The organism is Bacillus niameyensis (assembly GCF_001375535.1).
Classification (GTDB): Bacteria; Bacillota; Bacilli; order Bacillales; family Bacillaceae_C; genus Lederbergia; species Lederbergia niameyensis.
The window spans coordinates 3,709,327-3,728,983 of the sequence record NZ_LN831197.1; the positions used below are offsets into that span (position 1 = coordinate 3,709,327).

General features: G+C 38.1%; 10 protein-coding genes. 9 read left to right on the forward strand and 1 reads right to left on the reverse strand.

Annotation, left to right across the window (positions count from 1 at the left end):
* Positions 1–157: 157 nt before the first annotated feature.
* Both BN1243_RS17145 and BN1243_RS17150 read left to right on the forward strand, forming a co-directional pair.
* Positions 158–1,741, forward strand: coding sequence for a type 2 periplasmic-binding domain-containing protein (locus tag BN1243_RS17145; protein ID WP_230200241.1), 1,584 nt, complete (start codon positions 158–160; stop codon positions 1,739–1,741).
* Positions 1,742–2,349: 608 nt separating this feature from the next.
* Positions 2,350–3,945, forward strand: coding sequence for an extracellular solute-binding protein (locus BN1243_RS17150; protein ID WP_062108865.1), 1,596 nt, complete (start codon positions 2,350–2,352; stop codon positions 3,943–3,945).
* A 97-nt stretch (positions 3,946–4,042) separates the two neighbouring features.
* Here BN1243_RS17150 and BN1243_RS17155 read toward each other — a convergent pair whose 3' ends face one another.
* On the reverse strand, positions 4,043–4,390 hold the full coding sequence (locus tag BN1243_RS17155; RefSeq protein WP_062108867.1) for a hypothetical protein: 348 nt from the start codon (positions 4,388–4,390) through the stop codon (positions 4,043–4,045).
* Between the two features lie 382 nt (positions 4,391–4,772).
* On the opposite strand from BN1243_RS17155, the gene BN1243_RS17160 reads away from it, so the two are divergent.
* The 7 genes from BN1243_RS17160 to BN1243_RS17190 all read left to right on the forward strand — a co-directional run bounded on the left by BN1243_RS17160 (position 4,773) and on the right by BN1243_RS17190 (position 19,397).
* On the forward strand, positions 4,773–7,286 hold the full coding sequence (locus tag BN1243_RS17160; RefSeq protein WP_062108869.1) for an MBL fold metallo-hydrolase: 2,514 nt from the start codon (positions 4,773–4,775) through the stop codon (positions 7,284–7,286).
* 14 nt (positions 7,287–7,300) lie between these two features.
* A complete protein-coding gene (locus tag BN1243_RS17165; protein WP_062108871.1) occupies positions 7,301–8,776 on the forward strand; it encodes a hypothetical protein in 1,476 nt (491 codons plus the stop codon).
* Position 8,777: 1 nt separating this feature from the next.
* Positions 8,778–10,565, forward strand: coding sequence for an Hsp70 family protein (locus BN1243_RS17170; RefSeq protein ID WP_062108873.1), 1,788 nt, complete (start codon positions 8,778–8,780; stop codon positions 10,563–10,565).
* A 10-nt stretch (positions 10,566–10,575) separates the two neighbouring features.
* Complete coding sequence (locus BN1243_RS17175; RefSeq protein ID WP_062108875.1) at positions 10,576–12,273, forward strand: HEAT repeat domain-containing protein; 1,698 nt, start codon at positions 10,576–10,578, stop codon at positions 12,271–12,273.
* Between the two features lie 26 nt (positions 12,274–12,299).
* On the forward strand, positions 12,300–13,697 hold the full coding sequence (locus tag BN1243_RS17180) for a hypothetical protein (RefSeq protein ID WP_062108877.1): 1,398 nt from the start codon (positions 12,300–12,302) through the stop codon (positions 13,695–13,697).
* A 313-nt stretch (positions 13,698–14,010) separates the two neighbouring features.
* The gene (gene tagU, locus BN1243_RS17185; RefSeq protein ID WP_084782055.1) at positions 14,011–14,937 is read left to right on the forward strand and encodes a polyisoprenyl-teichoic acid--peptidoglycan teichoic acid transferase TagU; all 927 of its coding nucleotides are present in this window, start codon (positions 14,011–14,013) and stop codon (positions 14,935–14,937) included.
* Between the two features lie 377 nt (positions 14,938–15,314).
* The gene (locus tag BN1243_RS17190) at positions 15,315–19,397 is read left to right on the forward strand and encodes an Ig-like domain-containing protein (RefSeq protein ID WP_062108879.1); all 4,083 of its coding nucleotides are present in this window, start codon (positions 15,315–15,317) and stop codon (positions 19,395–19,397) included.
* The last annotated feature ends 260 nt before the right edge of the window (positions 19,398–19,657 follow it).

The following is a 19,657-nucleotide window of genomic DNA, read 5'->3' on the forward strand; positions in this document are numbered from 1 at the left end:
TCAGAATAATTTAAATTATTGGGAAGGTTAACTCTAATTTATGTAGGCGTATACTTTAATGAGAAATATATTGTGGACCGTGGAGGGGGATGCGATAAAAAAGTTTGAAGTTAGTTCTTTGCTCAAAAATAGAATGGATGACGAAAGGGGTCAAACAGTGAGAAAGGTATTCCTTTTATTAGCTATTTCATTGTTAATTTTCCAAGTTGCTTGCAGCAAGGATACAGGAAGTAAACAAACTGAGGAAGAACAACTAGAAAATCTTAATGAGACAGGCATGCCCATTGTTAAAGAGCCGATAACGTTAAAAATGTTTACCGGGATGGGGGCAAAGACGCCGAGGAACTGGGATGACATATTGATTTGGAATACGTATGAAGATATGACTAATATTCAAGTTGAATGGGAGCAAGTAGAGCAACAAGCATTAGAGGAAAAAAGGAATCTCTCCTTAGTAGGGGGGAATCTTCCCGATGTGTATTATGCTGCTAACATGCCAACCTTAGATATTTTTAAATATGGTCAGCAAGGATCCTTTTTGAAGTTAAATGATTTGATTGATAAATATGCGCCGAATTTTAAAAAGCTCATGGAAGAGAACCCGGAAATTCGTAAAGCGATCACATTCCCAGATGGTAATATTTATTCTTTGCCGGTGATTCACGACCCAGAATTCACTTCCGTAAGGACGCATCCACTCCCATATTTTAATCAAGATGTACTTGATAAATATGAGTTGGAAATTCCGGAGACGACAGATGACTACTATCAATTTTTGAAAACTGTAAAAGAAAATGAGCCGGATCTCATTCCTTTCGGTGCACGAAATATTACCGCATTGATCGGTTGGCTAAAAGGATCATTTAGTGTTTCCACAACAGGTCGAAGTTATATTGACAAAGATCCAGAAACAGATGATCTTCGATTCTACCCTATAACGGATGGGTACAGAGAAATGTTGGAATATATTAATAAGTTATATTCGGAGAAGCTGATTGAACAGAATATCTTTACAATTGATGTCGCGCAATTTCTTGCAAATGGCGGAGAAGGATCCTATGCGAGCACTGTTTTCTATGCACCAGGAGAACTTTTCGGCAAGGAAGTAGGGGAAAAGTATGTTGGAGGATTACCGCTTGAGGGTCCTCATGGCGAAAGAAAATTTGCCCAATTAGCGAATCCTGTTGGACATATCGGAAAATTTATCATTACTAGTGAAAATCCCGATCCCGCTGCAACAATGAGATGGGTTGATTATTTTTACAGTGATGAAGGGTCTAGATTATTCTATATGGGGCTAGAGAACGAGACATATGAAGAAGTAGATGGTAAATACAAATACGTAGATAAAATTGTAAATGATCCTGAAGGATTATCAAAAGATGAAGCCATTTTGAAATACCTTGGATGGGTCGGTATAGGGGCTCCAGGGATATTAAAGGAACAGTATTTTGATGGATCCGAAAGTGCAGATCAAGCATTAGAAGCAGCGAAAAAGGTTGAACCTTATTTAATTAATGAAGCATGGCCGCCGTTTACGTATACAGAAGAAGAAGCGAAACGTCTAGATGCTTTGGCAGCTGATATTGAAAAATATGTCGTTGAAATGCAAGATAAGTTTATCGTGGGGGAAGCTGCTTTCTCTGAGTGGGATAGTTATGTTGACAGTATTCAAAAAATGGGATTAGACGAGTATATGGAAATTCAGAAAGCTGCATTTGATAGATACGTAGAAAACTAAAATAAATAATAAAGGGCTAAAGCGAGTGGGTAATTTTCTTTTCTCACTTGCTTTTATAATAGTCGAAAATTCACTGCTAGACTCGTTTTCTAGCAAATAACCGAGAAAAAGTAGTTTTTTTTACAAAGTATTGACAGAAAAATTATAATGGTGTAAATTTGACGAAAGATGATTTTAAAAAAGTATAGTTAATAATGAAATTTACTTTCACCCACATCCTATCAGAATTTAACTTTATAAAGATATTAAGCATGATGTTATTAATTTAAAATAAGATTAATAACACGAGTACAATTTGTTTATTGTCTAGGAATTAAGCCTCATCGATTTGTTGCAAACGCATACATCAAAATCTCCTTTTGAAGTTTTACCGTCATTTTTAGAGTGCGTTGGCAAACCTCTTGCGTAATAGAATGATTTCATTTTTTCAAGAATGGATAGATCAAGGGTTTCCCTTGTTTATCAATATTTATTACCTTAAAGGAGTGTGATAAATAAAGAGAAATAATGAAGGTTGGAACTCATCTTTTTTTACAGAACCGTGAAAAGCAGCCATAGTTCGATGGTTGCTAATGCTGAACAAAATGTTGAGGGGGGTATCTTAAAAAATGAGAAAACTATTGTACGTGTTTATGGCTTTAGCTTTAGTAGTACTTGCTGCATGTTCGAAGGATTCAGGCGGTGAGGCAGAAAAGGAAAAAGAAAAAGAAGAAGCCCAACAGAATCTAAACGAAACAGGGATGCCGATCGTAAAAGATCAGATTACATTGAAAATGTGGGCAGCAATGGGTAATAACACGATGAAAAACTGGAATGACATTCTAGTCTGGAACACTTATGAAGAAATGACAAACGTTAAAGTCGAGTGGGAACAGGTCGAGCCAGATGCGGTTGAGGAGAAAAGAAACCTTTCCCTAGTCAGTGGAACACTTCCCGATGTTTATTATGCTGCGAACATGCCGACTCTAGATATCTTTAAATATGGGCAGCAAGGTTCGTTTGTAAAATTGAATGATTTAATTGATAAGTATGCTCCTAATTTAAAGAAATTAATGGATGAAAATCCAAGTATTCGTAAAGCGATTACATTCCCGGATGGAAATATATATTCACTTCCAGTTATTCATGATCCTGAATTCACATCAGTAAGGACACATCCACTTATGTGGTATAACAAGGAACTATTGGATAAGTATGGAATGGATGTTCCTTCTACAACAGAGGAATTTTACACATTCTTGAAAACGGTTCAAGAAAAAGATCCTGATATTACTCCATATGGATCTTACAATGGAACACTGCATGTTAACTTCTTAAGAGGAGCATTTGGTGTAGGAAATACTGGACGCAGCTATATTGATAAAGATCCTGAGTCAGGTGAACTTCGTTTCTATCCAATAACAGATAATTATCGTGAGCTATTGGAATATGCAAACAAGCTGCATACAGAGAAGTTAGTTGAACAAAATATCTATACGATTGACTGGGCTCAATTCTTAAACAATGGTGCTGAAGATAAGTATGCAAGTATGGTATTCTATGCACCTGAAGAGCTGTTTGGTAAAGAGATTGGAGAAAAGTATGTAGGTGGTTTACCGCTTAAAGGTCCACACGGTGATCAAAAATGGGCACAAGTGGCATTCCCTGTAGGTCATATTGGTAAATTTATTATTACAGATCAAAACAAAAATCCTGAAGCAACGATGAGATGGGTCGATCATTTCTACAGCGATGAAGGTTCAAGATTGTTCTACATGGGTGTAGAAAACGAAACTTATGAAGTTGTTGACGGCAAATATAAGTATATGGATCACATCACTAACAGTACTGAAGGATTGACGAAAGAACAAGAAATCGTTAAGTACCTAGGGTGGATTGGAATCGGTGCTCCTGGTATTCTAATGCAAGATTACTTCGATGGGTCTGAAGGATCTGATCAAGCTTTAGAAGCAGCAGCAAAAGTAGAACCATACCTTCTTGATGAAGTATGGCCGCCATTCACTTATACAGAAGAAGAAAGTAAAGAGTTAACAGCGTTAGCTGCAGACATCGAAAAATATGTCACTGAAATGCAGGATAAATTCGTTGTTGGCGAAGAGTCTCTCTCTAACTGGGATAAGTTCGTAGACACCGTTAAGAAGCAGGGTCTTGATCGATACATGGAAATTCAAAATGATGCTTATCAAAGATATTTAGATAACTAAGTCTTATCGCATCTAATATCGAAAGGTTGTATCTCGATTGATCGAGATACAACCTTTCGATTTTTATAAAAGATGAAATTTTTCCGGATGAACTGGCCTATTCCAGTTCATCTTTCGGCAGGATGATAATCGTTGCTTTGTGATCTGTTTCAGGCACTGTTGTCTGGATGATTTGGCACCTTGTTTTATAAAATTCTTTCATTTCGTTTTTTAAATCAGAAAGGGCATTGCGGATCGCCTGTTTTGTATTTGCTCCGCTCCCACTCCCCGCTATGCTTTCTTCCTGATAATAGTAGTAGTTGGCAAATGCTTGAGTATGGCCTTCGTAGACGTAATAATCAACTTCAACCTTCATCCCATTTTGGAGGGTAATCCAAAATACTTTGCTTTCTCTAGGCAATTGATACATATCCCCAACCCCTTTCGTATATGTTGTCCCGTTCATTTTTTAAAATGGCATAATCACATTGTATTCTTCCTCACGCATAACTGCAAGCAGATTTAAGTAGCATCTCCATTTCTTCCGATAACGATCGGATATTGTTAAAAGCCGCTGTATAAAATACTTTTTAGAAGTAGTTACTAAAGTTATATCTGTATAGATTAATACATGCGTGTCTTTAGACTTATTAATCGCTAAGGTATATTAAAAATTATATCATACTAGGTATTTCGATATGTTGAAAATGGACTATATCTGGTATTATGGAATAGACGACAATTTTTGACATTTTTATATAGATGAGTGTGGACAAATTTAAACGATGTGTATACTTATCAAGCTTAAGGCGACAGTGGTACCTTAAGCTTTTGTCATTTTTTATAGATTGGAGGGGGTCCTTGTCAAAACGATAGAAACTCATTTACAGGAAGCCATCTATCTTGATAACAGAGGTTTTATAAAAGAGGCTAAACTCCAGTATGATCAAGTCATTGATCATTTACAGCAATTTGATGCGGAGTCTCTTACGCGAATAAGTTCTTTTTATCATTCCCAACGTCAGTACGATGTTGTATTTAATGCTAGTAAAATAGGTATAGAGAAATTAGGAAACTTAAATATATTGGGACCTTTGTTTCTTACGGCGTGGGAGAGAATGAGCCAAGAACTCCACTACATAGAATGGTTGCTTGTACAGCCAGGGATTGACTATTTACTTTCTATAAAACTACGGATCGCGGAACATTTACTTAAGGCCGGTAAATTGGATAAAGCTTATATGATTTCTCTTGAAGTCGCAGAAAAAATAGAACATGAATTTCGAGAAAATCCAAGCCAATCCAGTCTTTATATTGATATATTGCTTCATTTAGTAGGTATAGAGTTTGAGTTGGGGAATTTGACTCAGGCAAGGTTTCATTTACGAAAACTGATCTTTCTGAAATGGGAGTATTTGGAAAGAGGGCAAGATATTGCTTACTGGGCTATTCTTCTTGATGAAATGACACATCTCATCATGCGCCCCGATTGGAGTCATAACGATTGGAATTTGTCTGATGATGTTCAGCTTATCGCTCAATTTTATGAAGAACTTGCCGGAAAAGTTTTATCTAAAAATCTAGTCCAGCAGTTGCGATCCAAACCTTTTCAAGATCAAAGACTTGAGCAGAAGCGAAAGATTTACATACGGTTTATTAAGAAAATGGGTAAGCAGTCTGATTGGAATGAAGGTATAGAGGAAGCTTTTCAAGATAATCCAAATGACTTACTTTTAACGCTTTTATATGCTGATTTTCTTAAGGAGGAGCGACCAACTGAGCGAGCTTCTTTTTGGAAAAGGGAATTCACGAAACATGCCGATCGGCCTGAGGCAATTAAGGCTTATTGGAATACATCCGAAAAACATCGTGAACAGAAAAAGTTAGATGTGGATTTGGATGATTGTGAAATCACCTTTTTAGGCGGCGGAGAAAAGATTGGCGGAACGTCGATCTTAATAAGTGTTAAAGGCCATCATATTCTGCTCGATGCGGGGATGCATTTGCATGAAGAGGTTTATCACCCTGATTATTCGCCCCTACTTGAAAGAGGAATTTCATTTGAAGATATAGATGCACTTCTTATCTCTCATGCCCACTTAGATCATACAGGAGCCATTCCATATATTTACAAGCAGCAGGCCGATATACCAATCTATGCTACTGAGGCGACTAGAAATCTAATGAAATTGCTGCTTATTGATTCTGTTCGAATGGACAATGAAACACATCGTCTTGACTATAGTGAAGATGATGTCCACGCAGCATTACTTTCAATTCACAATGTTGATTTTTCCAAAACGTTCATTATCCCATCTGGTCATGATGAATGGAAGATTACCTATTTCCCTTCAGGACATATATTAGGTGCTGGTGCTATTCATATCGAAATGCAAGGGATTTCTATCTTGTTCACAGGAGATTATTCAGTTGACGAACAAAAAACCGTTTTAGGATTAGATCTTCCAGATGACCTATCTGTTGATATTTTAATAACGGAGTCTACTTATGGTTTTCTCCCAACTAACGCTAGTCTCGGAAGAGCAAGACAGGAAAAACTGTTTGTTGAGTCGATCAAACGCACGATGGATAAGAGGGGATCGATGTTAATTCCCGCATTTGCAGTCGGAAGAGCACAAGAAATTATTCTCATCTTAAAGGAAGCATTTAAAGAGGAAAGGTATTTACCTTTTAATCTTTTCATTGATGGACGAGTGACCGATGTCTGCCGGATCTATCAAAGATATGCGGAAAAAGGGCAATATATAAATCCAGCTTTCTATCAAAAAGAGGAAGAAGAACAGATCTTTTTTGGTGGAGGTGTGCAAGCTGCTCAAGAGATTTATTCGAACAGATTTAATAGTCCCTACACATTTAAAGATTTTATGGAAGACTATATTTCACCGGGAAACAATTGTATCGTTGCAAGCTCCGGGATGTTAACAGACAACAGTGCCTCTGCCCGTTATGCGGCATCCCTTATTGAGGAAGAGAAAAATGCTATTTCCTTTACAGGGTATATGGATGAGGAAAGTCCTGGACATAAAATTTTGCAGACGAGAAAAACTGGGGAAATTGAAACAACAAATGTCAATGGTGATGAGAAGGAAGTCCACGCTAGAATTGAGTCTTTTCGTTTATCTGCTCATGCAAGCCGTGAACAAATTTTAGGGCTAATTGTCACTCTACAGCCTAAACGAGTCTTCCTCATGCATGGTGAACATACGAAAAAATATAAACCTACTCAAACAATTGTTGGCGGGGAGAAAATTTATCCTTCTATTATTGATTTGCTCGGGTTTTTAAACGATAAAATGACGATTACTGCCGCCTTTAATGGCCAAACCTATCATTTATATTAAGAGGAGATAGAACCATGAATATTAAAACACAAGTATTAGAAGCTGTTTTAAAATCTTATGGAAAACCAGATAGAGAGTTATATGCTAGTATTCCAGAGATGCCGAAAGAGGAGCTGGAACAGCATCTAAAAGAGTTTAATCTGCTTGATGGGAGAGACCGCAATTCATTTTTCTGGCAATTACAGTCGGAAGCTGAGAAGCACGTCTATGAAAATATTACTTCCGATGATACGGAACGTTTAGCAGAACTAATTACAGAAAGTTGGAATAAGGAAAAAGCGATTAAAATTGACTCGGCCTTGGCTATCAGCTTTTTGTATATTATTAATTTGAAATTTCCTAATTCTCGAAAAGCACTAGCCTATGTTTGTGAAGGAGATCTTCAAAGTTATAAAGCGTTCAACAGTAAGTCGCGTTTGTTTGCAGATTTATTGGTGCGTTATGTAGCGGCCATTACACCTAAGAACTTTATGAGAAAAGTCGACTTCATTGTACAGCAAGTATTATCCAGAATTTTTGATGATGTTCATAAAGGTGATGGAATGGCTGCAGTTGATCGAGCAGGATTTGCAAAGGGTCCAAAATTTATCCATATTCCAAAAATGAATGCCTATCAGCGGATAATTGGCTTAAAGAATCAGCCATTTGCTAACGGGATCGCTACGATTTTACTAGATGTTTTAAAAGAAGATGAAGAATCTATTGACATAAGAGAATTGCGAAAAAGATCGGCAAAGTTTTTATCCGCACAGGAAGAAAAGATCGAGGATGAAGACTTTGAATTGAATGATCTGATGGATGACCATGTTCCAGAGGCTGACTTATTCGAAGATATCACGACTGAAGAGCCTAGTCTTAAAGAAGTTAACAGTGAAGAAGATGCTCCAACGGCTGAAGAAAATGAAATTTTTGAAGAGGAAGCAGTATTACCGCATGCTGAAATTCGAACTTCTTTGCAACAAGCGCTAAAAGCAGTTGAAACGGCAATGGAAAAAGTAAATGAATGGCCGGAACAAACCACATTAGCAGCTGACAATACTGATCGTAGACTTGTCATTGCCGAAGAGGAAATTGAACGTTTAAAAGTCGCTTTAGATCAAGAAAAAGAAAGAGTACACGAAGCAGAGGAAAAAGCTTATATGAAAATTTTCCAAGCAATTGGCGGAGAAGCGAATAATTATCTTTTATCTGATCTGTTTGAAGAAAGTCTAGGTAACACACCAGAGAATCAGAATATTAGTATGGGCAGACTCATTAACTTATTTTCTAGTTTAAGCCTAGCCATTGGTTTAGAAGAATACTCAGGCGGCCATGAACTCGGTGATCAATTTACTCTGCAAAAAGATGAACTGATTAGAAATTATCATATTGATGGTCCGATCGAAAGTAAATCAGAGAATATTCATGTGCGACTACTAAAATACGGCTGGAAGATTAATGGGAATTTACTCGTGCAACCATTGGTAACTGAAGTGAAGGAGGAAAATTAAAATGGTTCAAAGATATATTGGAATTGATTTAGGAACAACGAACTCAACAGTGAGTGTTGCCAATTTAACGATTCGTGGGGATGTCGAAGCCCAAGCTTTACAAGTAGCTCAAGTAGATGAATCTGGAAATTCCTTAGTTCAAGATGCTTCGCTTCCGTCTGTCCTCTATGTAGATGATCAAGGTCAGCCATTTGTCGGCAGATTTGCGAAAAGAATGAATGGCGTTTTTCCGCAACGCGTTATTAAAGAGGCAAAACGTCATATCGGTGATGATGTTAGCTGGCCAATCGATGAAGAAAGAATTCGCCCTGAAATTGTTTCTTCTTACGTATTGAAAATATTAAAGGCCCAAGCAGAAGAATATTATGCTGGCGAAAAAATCGATAGTGTCGTCATTACGATTCCAGCTAATTTCAATTTCCAGCAACAACAAGCAACGAAACTAGCTGGAGTTTTGAGCGGATTTGATAAAGAAAAAATTCATATGATCCCAGAACCGACTGCTGCGTTAATCGATTTTTTAAATGAGGAGAAAAGGCTTGCTGCCACTGCTCGGAGATTGGATTTAGCGCAAGGTAAGAAAAATTTAATGGTGTTTGACCTTGGGGGCGGTACTTGTGACGTTTCCATTCTTCAAGTTAATGAATCACAAAATGGCGGCATTGATATTCAAGAACTCTCAATTTCGCAATATACCGAACTTGGTGGGATTGATTTCGATAAAAAAGTCGTCAATGAACTTCTCAAGAAATTATTAAAGAATATGGGGCTAAGCTTTCCACAATTAAAAGCGAAGTATGAGAAAAAGGATATTTTGCGCTTGCTTGAAAATCTTCATGATTTAGCGGAAAACGCCAAGAAAAGTTTCAGTACTAGAATTGAAACCCAACTTAGAACGCAGCAGATTGATTACTACGAAAACAAGGATAAATTTGATAGCTTAACATATCGGCAAATGTTATCACCTCAGCTTCCTCAAGAAATGGTGATGACCCTTTCGATTACGAAGAAAGAGTTCGATACGATTATAAAAGGTTTGTTATATAGAGAAGGCAGCCAGCAAGGCAAAAATATTGAAGAACCGATTTTAGGTGCGTTGGAACAAGCAAAAATTGGGCCGATGTCTGTTCAAGATATTGATGCAGTTTTCTTAGTTGGCGGGATGACGTATTATCATACAATTCAAGAGCGAATCTACGAGATTTTCGGGAGAAGAATTAAACCGATTAAATCAATTAATCCAATGTTTGCCGTAAGCCGTGGTGCAGCTATTTATCATCATCAAATAAATCAAATCAATTTTAAAACGAGCGATCAATTACCAGCGAACGTTGACCCAGAAATGAGTGGTCGTGAAGTTGTCTTTACGAATACGGTTCCGAACAATGTCTACATTAATGTCGTTGGCGGTGATCCAGTTGCACTGCTTGAAAAAGGGACAAAACTACCATTTGAACGCATTATTGAAGATCGGTTTGTAGTAACAGGTCAGAGCGATTTTAGTACGGTTAATGCGATGCAGCTTGACTTGTTTACAGCTGTATCACCTAAATCGATTCATACGAAAAGTCTAAAATCAGCTACGATTAATTTTAGAAATCCTGTACCAGTTCATTCGAAATTGGTGTTGAAAGTCGAATGTAATGAAGAACGTGAGGTTAATGTTAAAGCTTGGCTGGAAGAAGATGAAACCGAAGTAATTGATGTAAATATCGGTGCACATGAATTTACTGAACAAGAGATTGAATCACTAAAAGCAAAACAAGAAAATCTTAATCGCATTAAGTAGGAGGGATTCCATGTCTTTACAAGATCGTTTATCATCTGATTTATTTAATAAGTTAAATGAAATGAAAATGAATTTACCGAAAGAGAGTTTCAGTTTAGAAGAGTCAGTAAAGGAAGAGGACGAGATTCGCCAAGAATTGCTTAAACAAGCGGCACTTGAAGAGCAATCTGATGAAATTGATGATGATTTTCTCACTTCTTTGTCAGGCCCGTCACAGGAGAGCGGTAATGAAACATTGGTCGAGGTCGAATACCTCGGCCGTGTGGGTCTAGTCGATATTTCCTTTGAAAACTTAGATCAAGAATTAACTGAACAAGAATATCTCGTTATTTTGGATTCATTAAACATAATGTCAACAAGCTCGGATTCATCGAGCCGAAAAAATGCAGCGAAAAAGATAGAGGAATATGGTGAACGAGCCATTACAGTTATTTTTCGAGAATGCAGACAGTTTGATTTAGCTTCACAAGAAAGTAAGAATGAACTCCTTCATTTGCTAAGTCGCTTGACGATCAGAAGCTATAAAGGGAGGAAGCTTGTTAAAGCTATTGTCGAAAGAGCGAATAGTAAACAGCACATTAGTTTAGCGATTCAGTGTGCGGGGGCGGTTCGTGAACGTGAAGCGGTCTCAAGCATTTTAACTCATATGCGCAATCCCGATTATTTTGGCCATGGTTTGGATGCGTTGTTAAAAATTCGTGATAAAAATTCGGTCGAACCGCTTATTCAACTAATGAATAATCTAGATGTCAATCGTACAGAAATGATTGAGCAAGGGATCCAACAAGCACGCCGTTTTGCTGACTTTGGTCCAGATGCAATCAAACCGATTTTCCATGCTTATATGAATTGTGAAAAGAAACCGATTCGCCCGATTTTTACAATTGCTCTTAGGTCTTTCCAAGAAGAAGCGGTCCCTTTTTTAGCGGAAGTTCTTGCTAAAGAAACGGACTATGACCAACTTGTTCCAGTCTGTTTAAATCTCGGAGGAATGCGAACAGCGGTATCAACACAAGTTCTCGTTGATGCATTGGACAAGTATCCTGAGAAGAAACAAGCTCTTATTTTAGGAATTAGCCATACGAATGACGAATCACTTGTCCCATTAATCGTGCAAGAACTTAACAAAACATCTGATGCGATTATTCAAAAAGAATGTCTAACAGCGATTGGTTATTTAAGTGGAAGAGATGCTAATTTATTCCCCGTTATCAAGCCTTATTTACATGATCGCAAAAACAATTTGTATTTAGATGCACTAAACTGCATGGTGCGTTTAGGTGATCAAGATTCATTTGCAAAATTTGTTGATCTTTTAATGAATGGTGAAGAACGGGAGCAATACATTTTGCAAAAGCATTTATCGAGAATGCCGTTCCCGCTATTGGAGAAAATGGCAGAAAAGATTCTCGTTATTCCAGATGATAAAGCGATCTTACTCGTATCAGCTCTCCAACGTTCTAATCTGTTACCAACAGGAGTAGGGCGGACTTTACTAAAGAAACTTGAACAAAATCCAATGACTGCACTGAGGATTGAAATCTATCGCTTGATCGGGAAGCATGTAGGCAAGAAGTCAGCGATCGTGTCTCAAGATGTGCTTTATAAGGCGAGAAGAGAGGAAACAAGCCCAATGGTCATTCGTGAATTGGATCAAATTATTAAGTTCATGAGAAAGAACGTAGGTGTTTTACAAGATACAAAATAATCCTAATTTAGGAAGGAGCTTGTCCGATGGCTGCTAAGCAAAAAGGAAAGTCACGAAAAAAAGTTAAAAGATTCCCTTACATTGAAGTGAATGGTGTCCAGAATCAATATCTGGATGCCGCTTTATTACAATGTTTCGGAGAAGAAACGATTTATAATACAGTTAATAATGAATTTAAAATTTTGAAAAAGGCTGGTATTACTACACAAGATGTTATGCGGAAAAAGTATAATCATCAAGAGCTGACCCAATTATTATCCCCTCACCTTTTGGAAAACTATGATTATTATAACTTTTTAGTAAACCAATGGGATGAGTTGCAAGAGCATAATTTGCGTCAATTATTCCCAGAAGATTTTTCAAAGTTATCCAGTGAGAAATGGGATCAAGCGATTCGAGGGGAATTAGATAAAGGAGAACTGCGTGTCTATCTTGTCATTAATATTTTGCGATTTTATAAAAATGGCGAACTGAAAGAATTGCTTTTACCGATTTTGCAAGAAGAGAAGTATGTAATTGAATTTTTTAATGAGACGGGAATCAGAATGGAATTGGAAGGATTGGAGATTAATTGGAGAGATGTGACAGAACAAGAAGACAAACAAGAAGAGGAAATAGTCCATGCTTTAGAAATGGAGGATTTTAAAATGCCGAAAGAGGTATTAGAACACCCTGAAGAAGCATTAAAATATGCGTCGAAAATAATTGCAAGCGTTTCGCAGCAACTCGCAAGTAGAGAGAAATCAGAGGATTTCAAACTACTTTTTGAAAATGAAGTGGAAGAAAAGAAACGTTGGAAAGAAAAGGCGGAGCTATTGCAACGCGACTTAAAATCAAAAGATGCACAACATCAGGATTTAGTTAAGAAAAACAAGGTATTAACGAAGAATCATGCTAGTCTTACAGCTAAGCTTGACCAGGCGCAAAAGGATAGTGGTCGCTTAGGTCAGACGTTAGGAGAACTGCGGAAAGAAAAGGAAGAAATAGAATTTCAAAAGAACCATTTCGAGCGTCGGATTCAATCACTTGAAAAAGAAAGAGAGAATGTCGCGAGAAAGGTTGAAGAAGAAGTAAAAAGAGAGTTCGCTCTAAAAAATTTAAATATGAAGGAAGATTTTGAACGTCAACTGGATCTGTTAGAAAGACAGCTAGAAGAAATGGTAGAACAGTTGAAGTATGTGCAAGACGAAAATGAGCAATTTACGCTTGATAAAGAGACAATGGTAAATGAGCTTGACAGAACAAAACGTGATTTGACAGTTGTCGAACAAGAACGCAACGAACTTTTCGAACAACTGCAAAGCAGTGCGGCTATCCAAGAAGTGGCTGCTAATACAAACGATGACCATGATCTCCTTTTTGACTTTAACGAGGGAGAACTCGAAGAATACGTAGACTTCGACAACAAACCAACAAGAAATTAAGCGGTGCCTGGCACGCCCCGAATTATGTCGAATAAATTTCAAAGCCCTCCATGGAAAGAACCATTCCGTAGAGGGCTTTGGTGCCTGTCACACCCCGAAATTTGTCGAATCCGGGTGTTTACTAAATGGTAATGTTAGGAATACTACGAAATTACTATAAAAGAGATTGAAATGCAGGTCGTTCATTTCGTATAATAAAGGATGTGTTGTAAGAGAGTGTAACTTTTTTTGTCAAAATACGTCTAATAAGTATGGTAATAGCAAGTATAAGGTATTTTTCAACTTGAAAAATATGAGAAGGGGAATATTAAAAATGCAAAGACAAAAGCCGAAGAAAAAGCGGACAGGTTTAAAAATATTTTTAACAATTTTGGCTGTACTAGTTGTAGGGATCTTCGCTTACGGTTATTCAATTTATCATAATGTTAATAAAGCGGCAAATACAGTTCATAAGCCGATCGACCGTACACCGGAAGTAAAACGGCCTACTGAATTAGCCCTTCATAAAAAAGAACCGTTTTCCGTTTTAATGCTTGGTGTAGATGAGCGCCCTGGCGATAAGGGACGTTCTGATACGATGATCGTCATCACTGTAAACCCTGAGAAAAATTCAATGGAAATGCTAAGTATTCCTCGTGACACTCGTGTACCAATTGTAGGTAAAGGTATTGATGATAAAATCAACCATGCCTATGCTTTTGGCGGTGTAGAGATGTCGATGAATACTGTAGAAAAATATTTAGACATTCCGATCGATTATTACATTAAGATGAATATGGATGGCTTCAAAGATATCGTTGATGCAGTTGGTGGAGTCACAGTGAATAATGATCTTGACTTTTCACAGGGCGGGCATCATTACCCTGTAGGAAATATTGAGTTAGATGGAGACGCAGCGCTAAGTTATGCTCGTATGCGTAAAAATGATGCTCGTGGAGACTTTGGTCGCCAAATGCGCCAACGTCAAGTTATTGAAGGTGTCATGGAAAGAGGGGCAAATATTTCTGCTCTTTGGAAATATGATGATGTCCTCAAAGCATTGAGTAATAACGTTGAAACGAACCTTACTATGTCAGATATGATGGATATCCAGAAACATTATGCAAGTGCTCGCCACAATATTGAACAAATGGAAATCAAAGGTAGCGGTTCGACAATCGGCGGAGTTTGGTATTACATTGTTCCAGAGGAAGAACGTGCTAGCATTTCTGCTCATCTAAAAGAACATTTGAACCTATAATAATCAGTTAAAAGCCTGGAACGTGATGTTCCAGGCTTTTGTGTGCTCTTCTTTTTGTGCCTGTCACCTCCCGAATTTTGTCGAACCGATTAACTTGTTTTGTAAGTCGAAAAATAATCTGTAAAGGTTGAAAAAATATTTGGTAAGTTAAAAGATTAATGAAAAGGTCGCGAGATTTTATAAAAATTCAATAGATTAAGCGATACAGTTAGGAGATTCTTGAGGAATATCGACATGTATATAATTCGACAATTTTCGGGGGGCGTGCCAGGCACCTTTTTGGGTGCAATTTTTTCTATTTTCATTACAATAGAGGTAGAGATCTTTCTTAGTTAATTAAATAAAGTCCAAATGAAATAGGATGGCGGTGTAATGCATTGAAATTTACAGAGAATTGGCGTTTTCAAAGAGAAGTAGATGGAAGCTTGAGTGATGCTCATCATCCCGAGTTTGACGATTCCTCTTGGCGAGTATTGAATTTACCGCATGATTGGAGTATTGAATTAGATTTTAATCCGGAATCACTTGCGACACATGAAGGTGGATTTTTAGACGGGGGAATTGGCTGGTATCGGAAGAGGTTTACAGTACCGGAGGAAATGAAGGGAAAGCGCATATCGATTGATTTTGATGGCGTCTATATGAACAGTACGACTTATTTGAATGGCGAGTTGCTAGGAACTTATCCATTCGGGTACAATGCTTTTTCTTATGATCTAACAGATAAGCTGAGAATGGATGGAGAAAATGTAATCGCAGTCAAGGTGAACAACACTCAGCCGAGTAGTCGTTGGTATTCTGGGAGCGGGATTTATCGAAATGTCTATCTTTCAGCAAAAAATCCGATCCACGTTGCAAGATATGGTACATTCGTGACGACCCCTAATTTGGAAAGGGCTTTCGAGGATGGAAAAGCATATGTTCATATCGCAACAAAGGTGAATAATACCTCAAATGACTTATCGGAAATCAGGGTGCGATCGATCATTGTTAATGAAGATGAAGAACAGGTAGGAACGGTGATTTCCGAGCCAAAAACAGTTAAACCAGGTAGTCTCTCCATTATTGAACAATCAACTAGTATGACCAACCCTATACTTTGGGATCTCGATCATCCTTACAGGTATAAGCTAGTTTCTGAAGTGCTTGTTGATGAGAGAGTTGTAGATACATATGAAACTAGATTTGGAGTTCGTTATTTTCAGTTTGATGCGAATGAAGGATTTTCCCTTAATGGCTGTTATATGAAGTTACATGGTGTTTGTATGCACCATGACTTAGGAGCATTAGGTGCTGCAACGAATAAGCGAGCAGTCGAGCGACAAATGCAAATTATGAAAGAGATGGGTGTGAACGCAATTCGCGTTACTCATAATCCAGCTTCACCAGAGTTGCTTGAAGTTTGTAATGAGCTGGGACTTTTAGTGATTGAAGAAGCATTTGACTGCTGGGCTTTGTCAAAAAAGACGTATGATTACGGTCGGTTTTTTTCCGAATGGGCTGAGCATGATACGAAGGAAATGGTTGATCGCGGTAAAAATGAACCTTGTATTATTATGTGGTCGATTGGAAATGAAATCTACGATACGACGAGTTCGGATGGAGTGGAGATTGCTAGAAATTTAGTGCGCTGGGTGAAGGAAATTGATATAACGCGCCCGACGACAATCGGTGAAGATAAGACGCGCGGTGATAAGGTCAATGTGACGGAGATCAATCCATATATAGAAGAAATTTTTAATCTAGTAGATATTGTTGGTTTTAACTATAGTGAGAATAATTATGCGGGCTATCATGAGCTTCATCCAGAGTGGAAGCTTTATGGAGCAGAAACATCATCTGCTACAAGATCTCGCGGTGTTTACACACATCCATACGATTATAATCTGAGTACACAATATGATGATCTGCAGCAGTCTTCCTATGATAATGACTATGTTGCATGGGGAAGAACAGCGGAAGATGCTTGGAAGTTTGACCGTGATTTAAGGCATCTCGCTGGGCAGTTTATTTGGACAGGCTTTGATTATATTGGAGAACCGACGCCTTATTACAATACGTATCCGGCAAAAAGCTCTTATTTTGGAGCGGTCGATACTGCAGGATTCCCTAAGGATATTTTTTATTATTATCAGAGCCAATGGAAAAAAGCGCCGATGGTCCATTTGCTGCCACATTGGAATTGGAGTGTAGGAGAAACGGTTCGCGTTTTAGCTTATACGAATGCCCATCAAGTCGAATTATTTTTGAACGGAAAGTCATTAGGAGTACGGAGTTATGAAGCGAAGGAAACTTCATGGGGAGCGCCTTATAAGGAGACGATGGATGGTAAAACGTATTTGGAATGGGCTGTTCCTTTTGAAGCTGGAACATTAGAAGCTGTTGCAAAAGATGAAAATGGAGCAGTTGTGGCCCGGGATCAAGTTGTGACGGCTGGTGAACCGTATGCAGTAAAATTAACAGCTGATCGCCGTGTTATATGTGCTGATTGTACAGATTTAGCGTTTATTACAGTCGATATTATCGATGAAGCAGGGAATATCGTACCAACTGCAGACCATCTTGTTCAGTTCAGTATTTCAGGCAATGGAGAGCTTGTCGGTGTTGATAATGGTAATGCCGCCAGTATTGAAAGATTTAAAGATAATAAGCGTAAAGCCTTTAATGGCAAAGCTTTAGCGATTGTTCAGTCTACGAAAAATTCTGGTGAGCTTATTTTGAATGCCACTTCAGAAGGATTGGTTGGCCATTCAATTCAAGTATTCACTGTTTCACCTTGTGATCAAAAGGCGACTGTAGCAGTTGGGGTTGAGTCAGTAGGACCTTCGCAAGTACGAGTTTATTATAGTGATGCAACGGTAGAAACAAGGGAAGTCGTTTGGAATGATCGTTCAAAAGGGAGAATTATTCCGGATGGTGTGAAGATTTATAAGGGGGCAGATAATTGTCTTCATCTTGTGCAAAACAACACTTTGGTATCAGCAGAACTGGCAGTTGAAAATACATCGATAACAGAAGACGATATCATTGCTTTGACAGTAAAAGGTAAACTTGAAAATAACGAGGTCATCGATTTAACTAGTGAAGAATTACAATATCATATGACATGTGACAGGATAAAAATAAGCGGGAATACGTTATACGCGTTTGCTGAAGGGGAGGCTCAAGTTTCGGCAACCGTGATCTATAAAGGTATGGCTATTACAACACCGGAAATTACTTTTACGATCGCTAAAAATCGTGCAGAAAAGTTTATCGAGAAATTGGCTCCAATTAATATTGTGACAGATGAAGGAAAATTGCCAGTTTTACCAAAAACAGTAATTGCCCATTATAATACGGGATTACCGAGAGATGTGATCGTGGAATGGGATAACGTTGATTATACGCTTTATCAGAAGCCAGGAGTATTCATCGTTAAGGGTAAAATCAAAGAAACGGCATTTCAAGCGGAGGCAAAGGTGAGTGTAAGAGGGGTTGTCGCTATTGAAGGTGCGGCGATGGCCGTTTTGAAAAATCAAATACCGAGTTTACCAGAAACTGTAACCGCCTTTTTTAATGACGGAACAGAGAAACAGGTGAATGTGACTTGGGAAGCTGTTCCACGGGAAAAACTTGCATCTATTGGGACTTTTCAAATAGCTGGAACTGTCGAGGAACATAACTTTAAGGTGAACGCTCATGTTCGAGTAACCGAGAAAATAGGTGGTCAACATAATATCGGCAGAGCAAAAAATGGTTATGATTATCCAAAAGCGGAAGCGTCCTTTACCAATTCTGCTTCAGGGTCAATGGATCGGATTGAAGCCATCCATGATGATGTGATTTCTTATGATTCAGAACCGCATAATCGCTGGACTAATTGGCAGAGAGAGACACGTCCTCGCGACTGGGTTTCGATTACATTCGGAGATTATGAACCAGAAGAGCATTATATAGATACGATTGAGATTCATTGGTTTGAGGATGAAGGAACTTCCTATCCAGCAGCTTTTGAGATTCAATACCAGTCTGGCGGGGAGTGGGTGAGTGTAACGAATTTACTAGGAAATCCGCCAGAACCTAGATTGAGACAGGCAAACGTGTATACTTTCGATATGGTGAAAACAACGGCTATTCGGGTGGATATGATTGCTCAAAGTGGAAAGGGCCTCGCTATTACCGAGCTAAGAGTATTTTCTAAGTGGCCAGATGCATACAAGGAGCCGAAAGTTAAGGATATTCAAATAGGCAGTGATAGCATTATAGATCGGTTCAAACAAGTAGGCGATATTTTCGAATATAGTGTTGAAATGGAGAATATAAACGAGTTGCCAACCGTATTGGCTACAGGCGAAAATAACACCGGCATTACAATCATTCCGGCTGAAACGATACCAGGAACAAGTAAAATAATCGCAAAATCTGAAGATGGTAAGAAAACCACTCTTTATCAGCTACATTTTACAGTGAAAAAGTAATTGAAAGTAAAACTTCTGTTAAAATTGGTTTTTGATTCGCACTCCAGTCGCTAGATTTCCGCGAGTGGTTGTATTCAGAACGGTATTGCGACAGACGTTTATACCTAAGGGACCTTCTCTGCCTTGTATTAAGGAGCACCTAAAAATCCTTTTAGACAGTGAGCATTTTAAATACTAAATTAGAAACAAAAATACGACTTTAAAATTCAGGAAAGTGAATTTAAAGTCGTATTTTTAATGGTGTTACAAGGTTTCGAAAC

Coding starts and splice junctions, on each gene's coding strand:
- BN1243_RS17150 (WP_062108865.1), top strand. CDS start 2,350: ATGAGAAAACTATTGTACGTGTTTATGGCTTTAGCTTTAGTAGTACTT.
- BN1243_RS17155 (WP_062108867.1), bottom strand. CDS start 4,390: ATGAACGGGACAACATATACGAAAGGGGTTGGGGATATGTATCAATTG.
- BN1243_RS17165 (WP_062108871.1), top strand. CDS start 7,301: ATGAATATTAAAACACAAGTATTAGAAGCTGTTTTAAAATCTTATGGA.
- BN1243_RS17170 (WP_062108873.1), top strand. CDS start 8,778: ATGGTTCAAAGATATATTGGAATTGATTTAGGAACAACGAACTCAACA.
- BN1243_RS17175 (WP_062108875.1), top strand. CDS start 10,576: ATGTCTTTACAAGATCGTTTATCATCTGATTTATTTAATAAGTTAAAT.
- BN1243_RS17180 (WP_062108877.1), top strand. CDS start 12,300: ATGGCTGCTAAGCAAAAAGGAAAGTCACGAAAAAAAGTTAAAAGATTC.
- tagU (WP_084782055.1), top strand. CDS start 14,011: ATGCAAAGACAAAAGCCGAAGAAAAAGCGGACAGGTTTAAAAATATTT.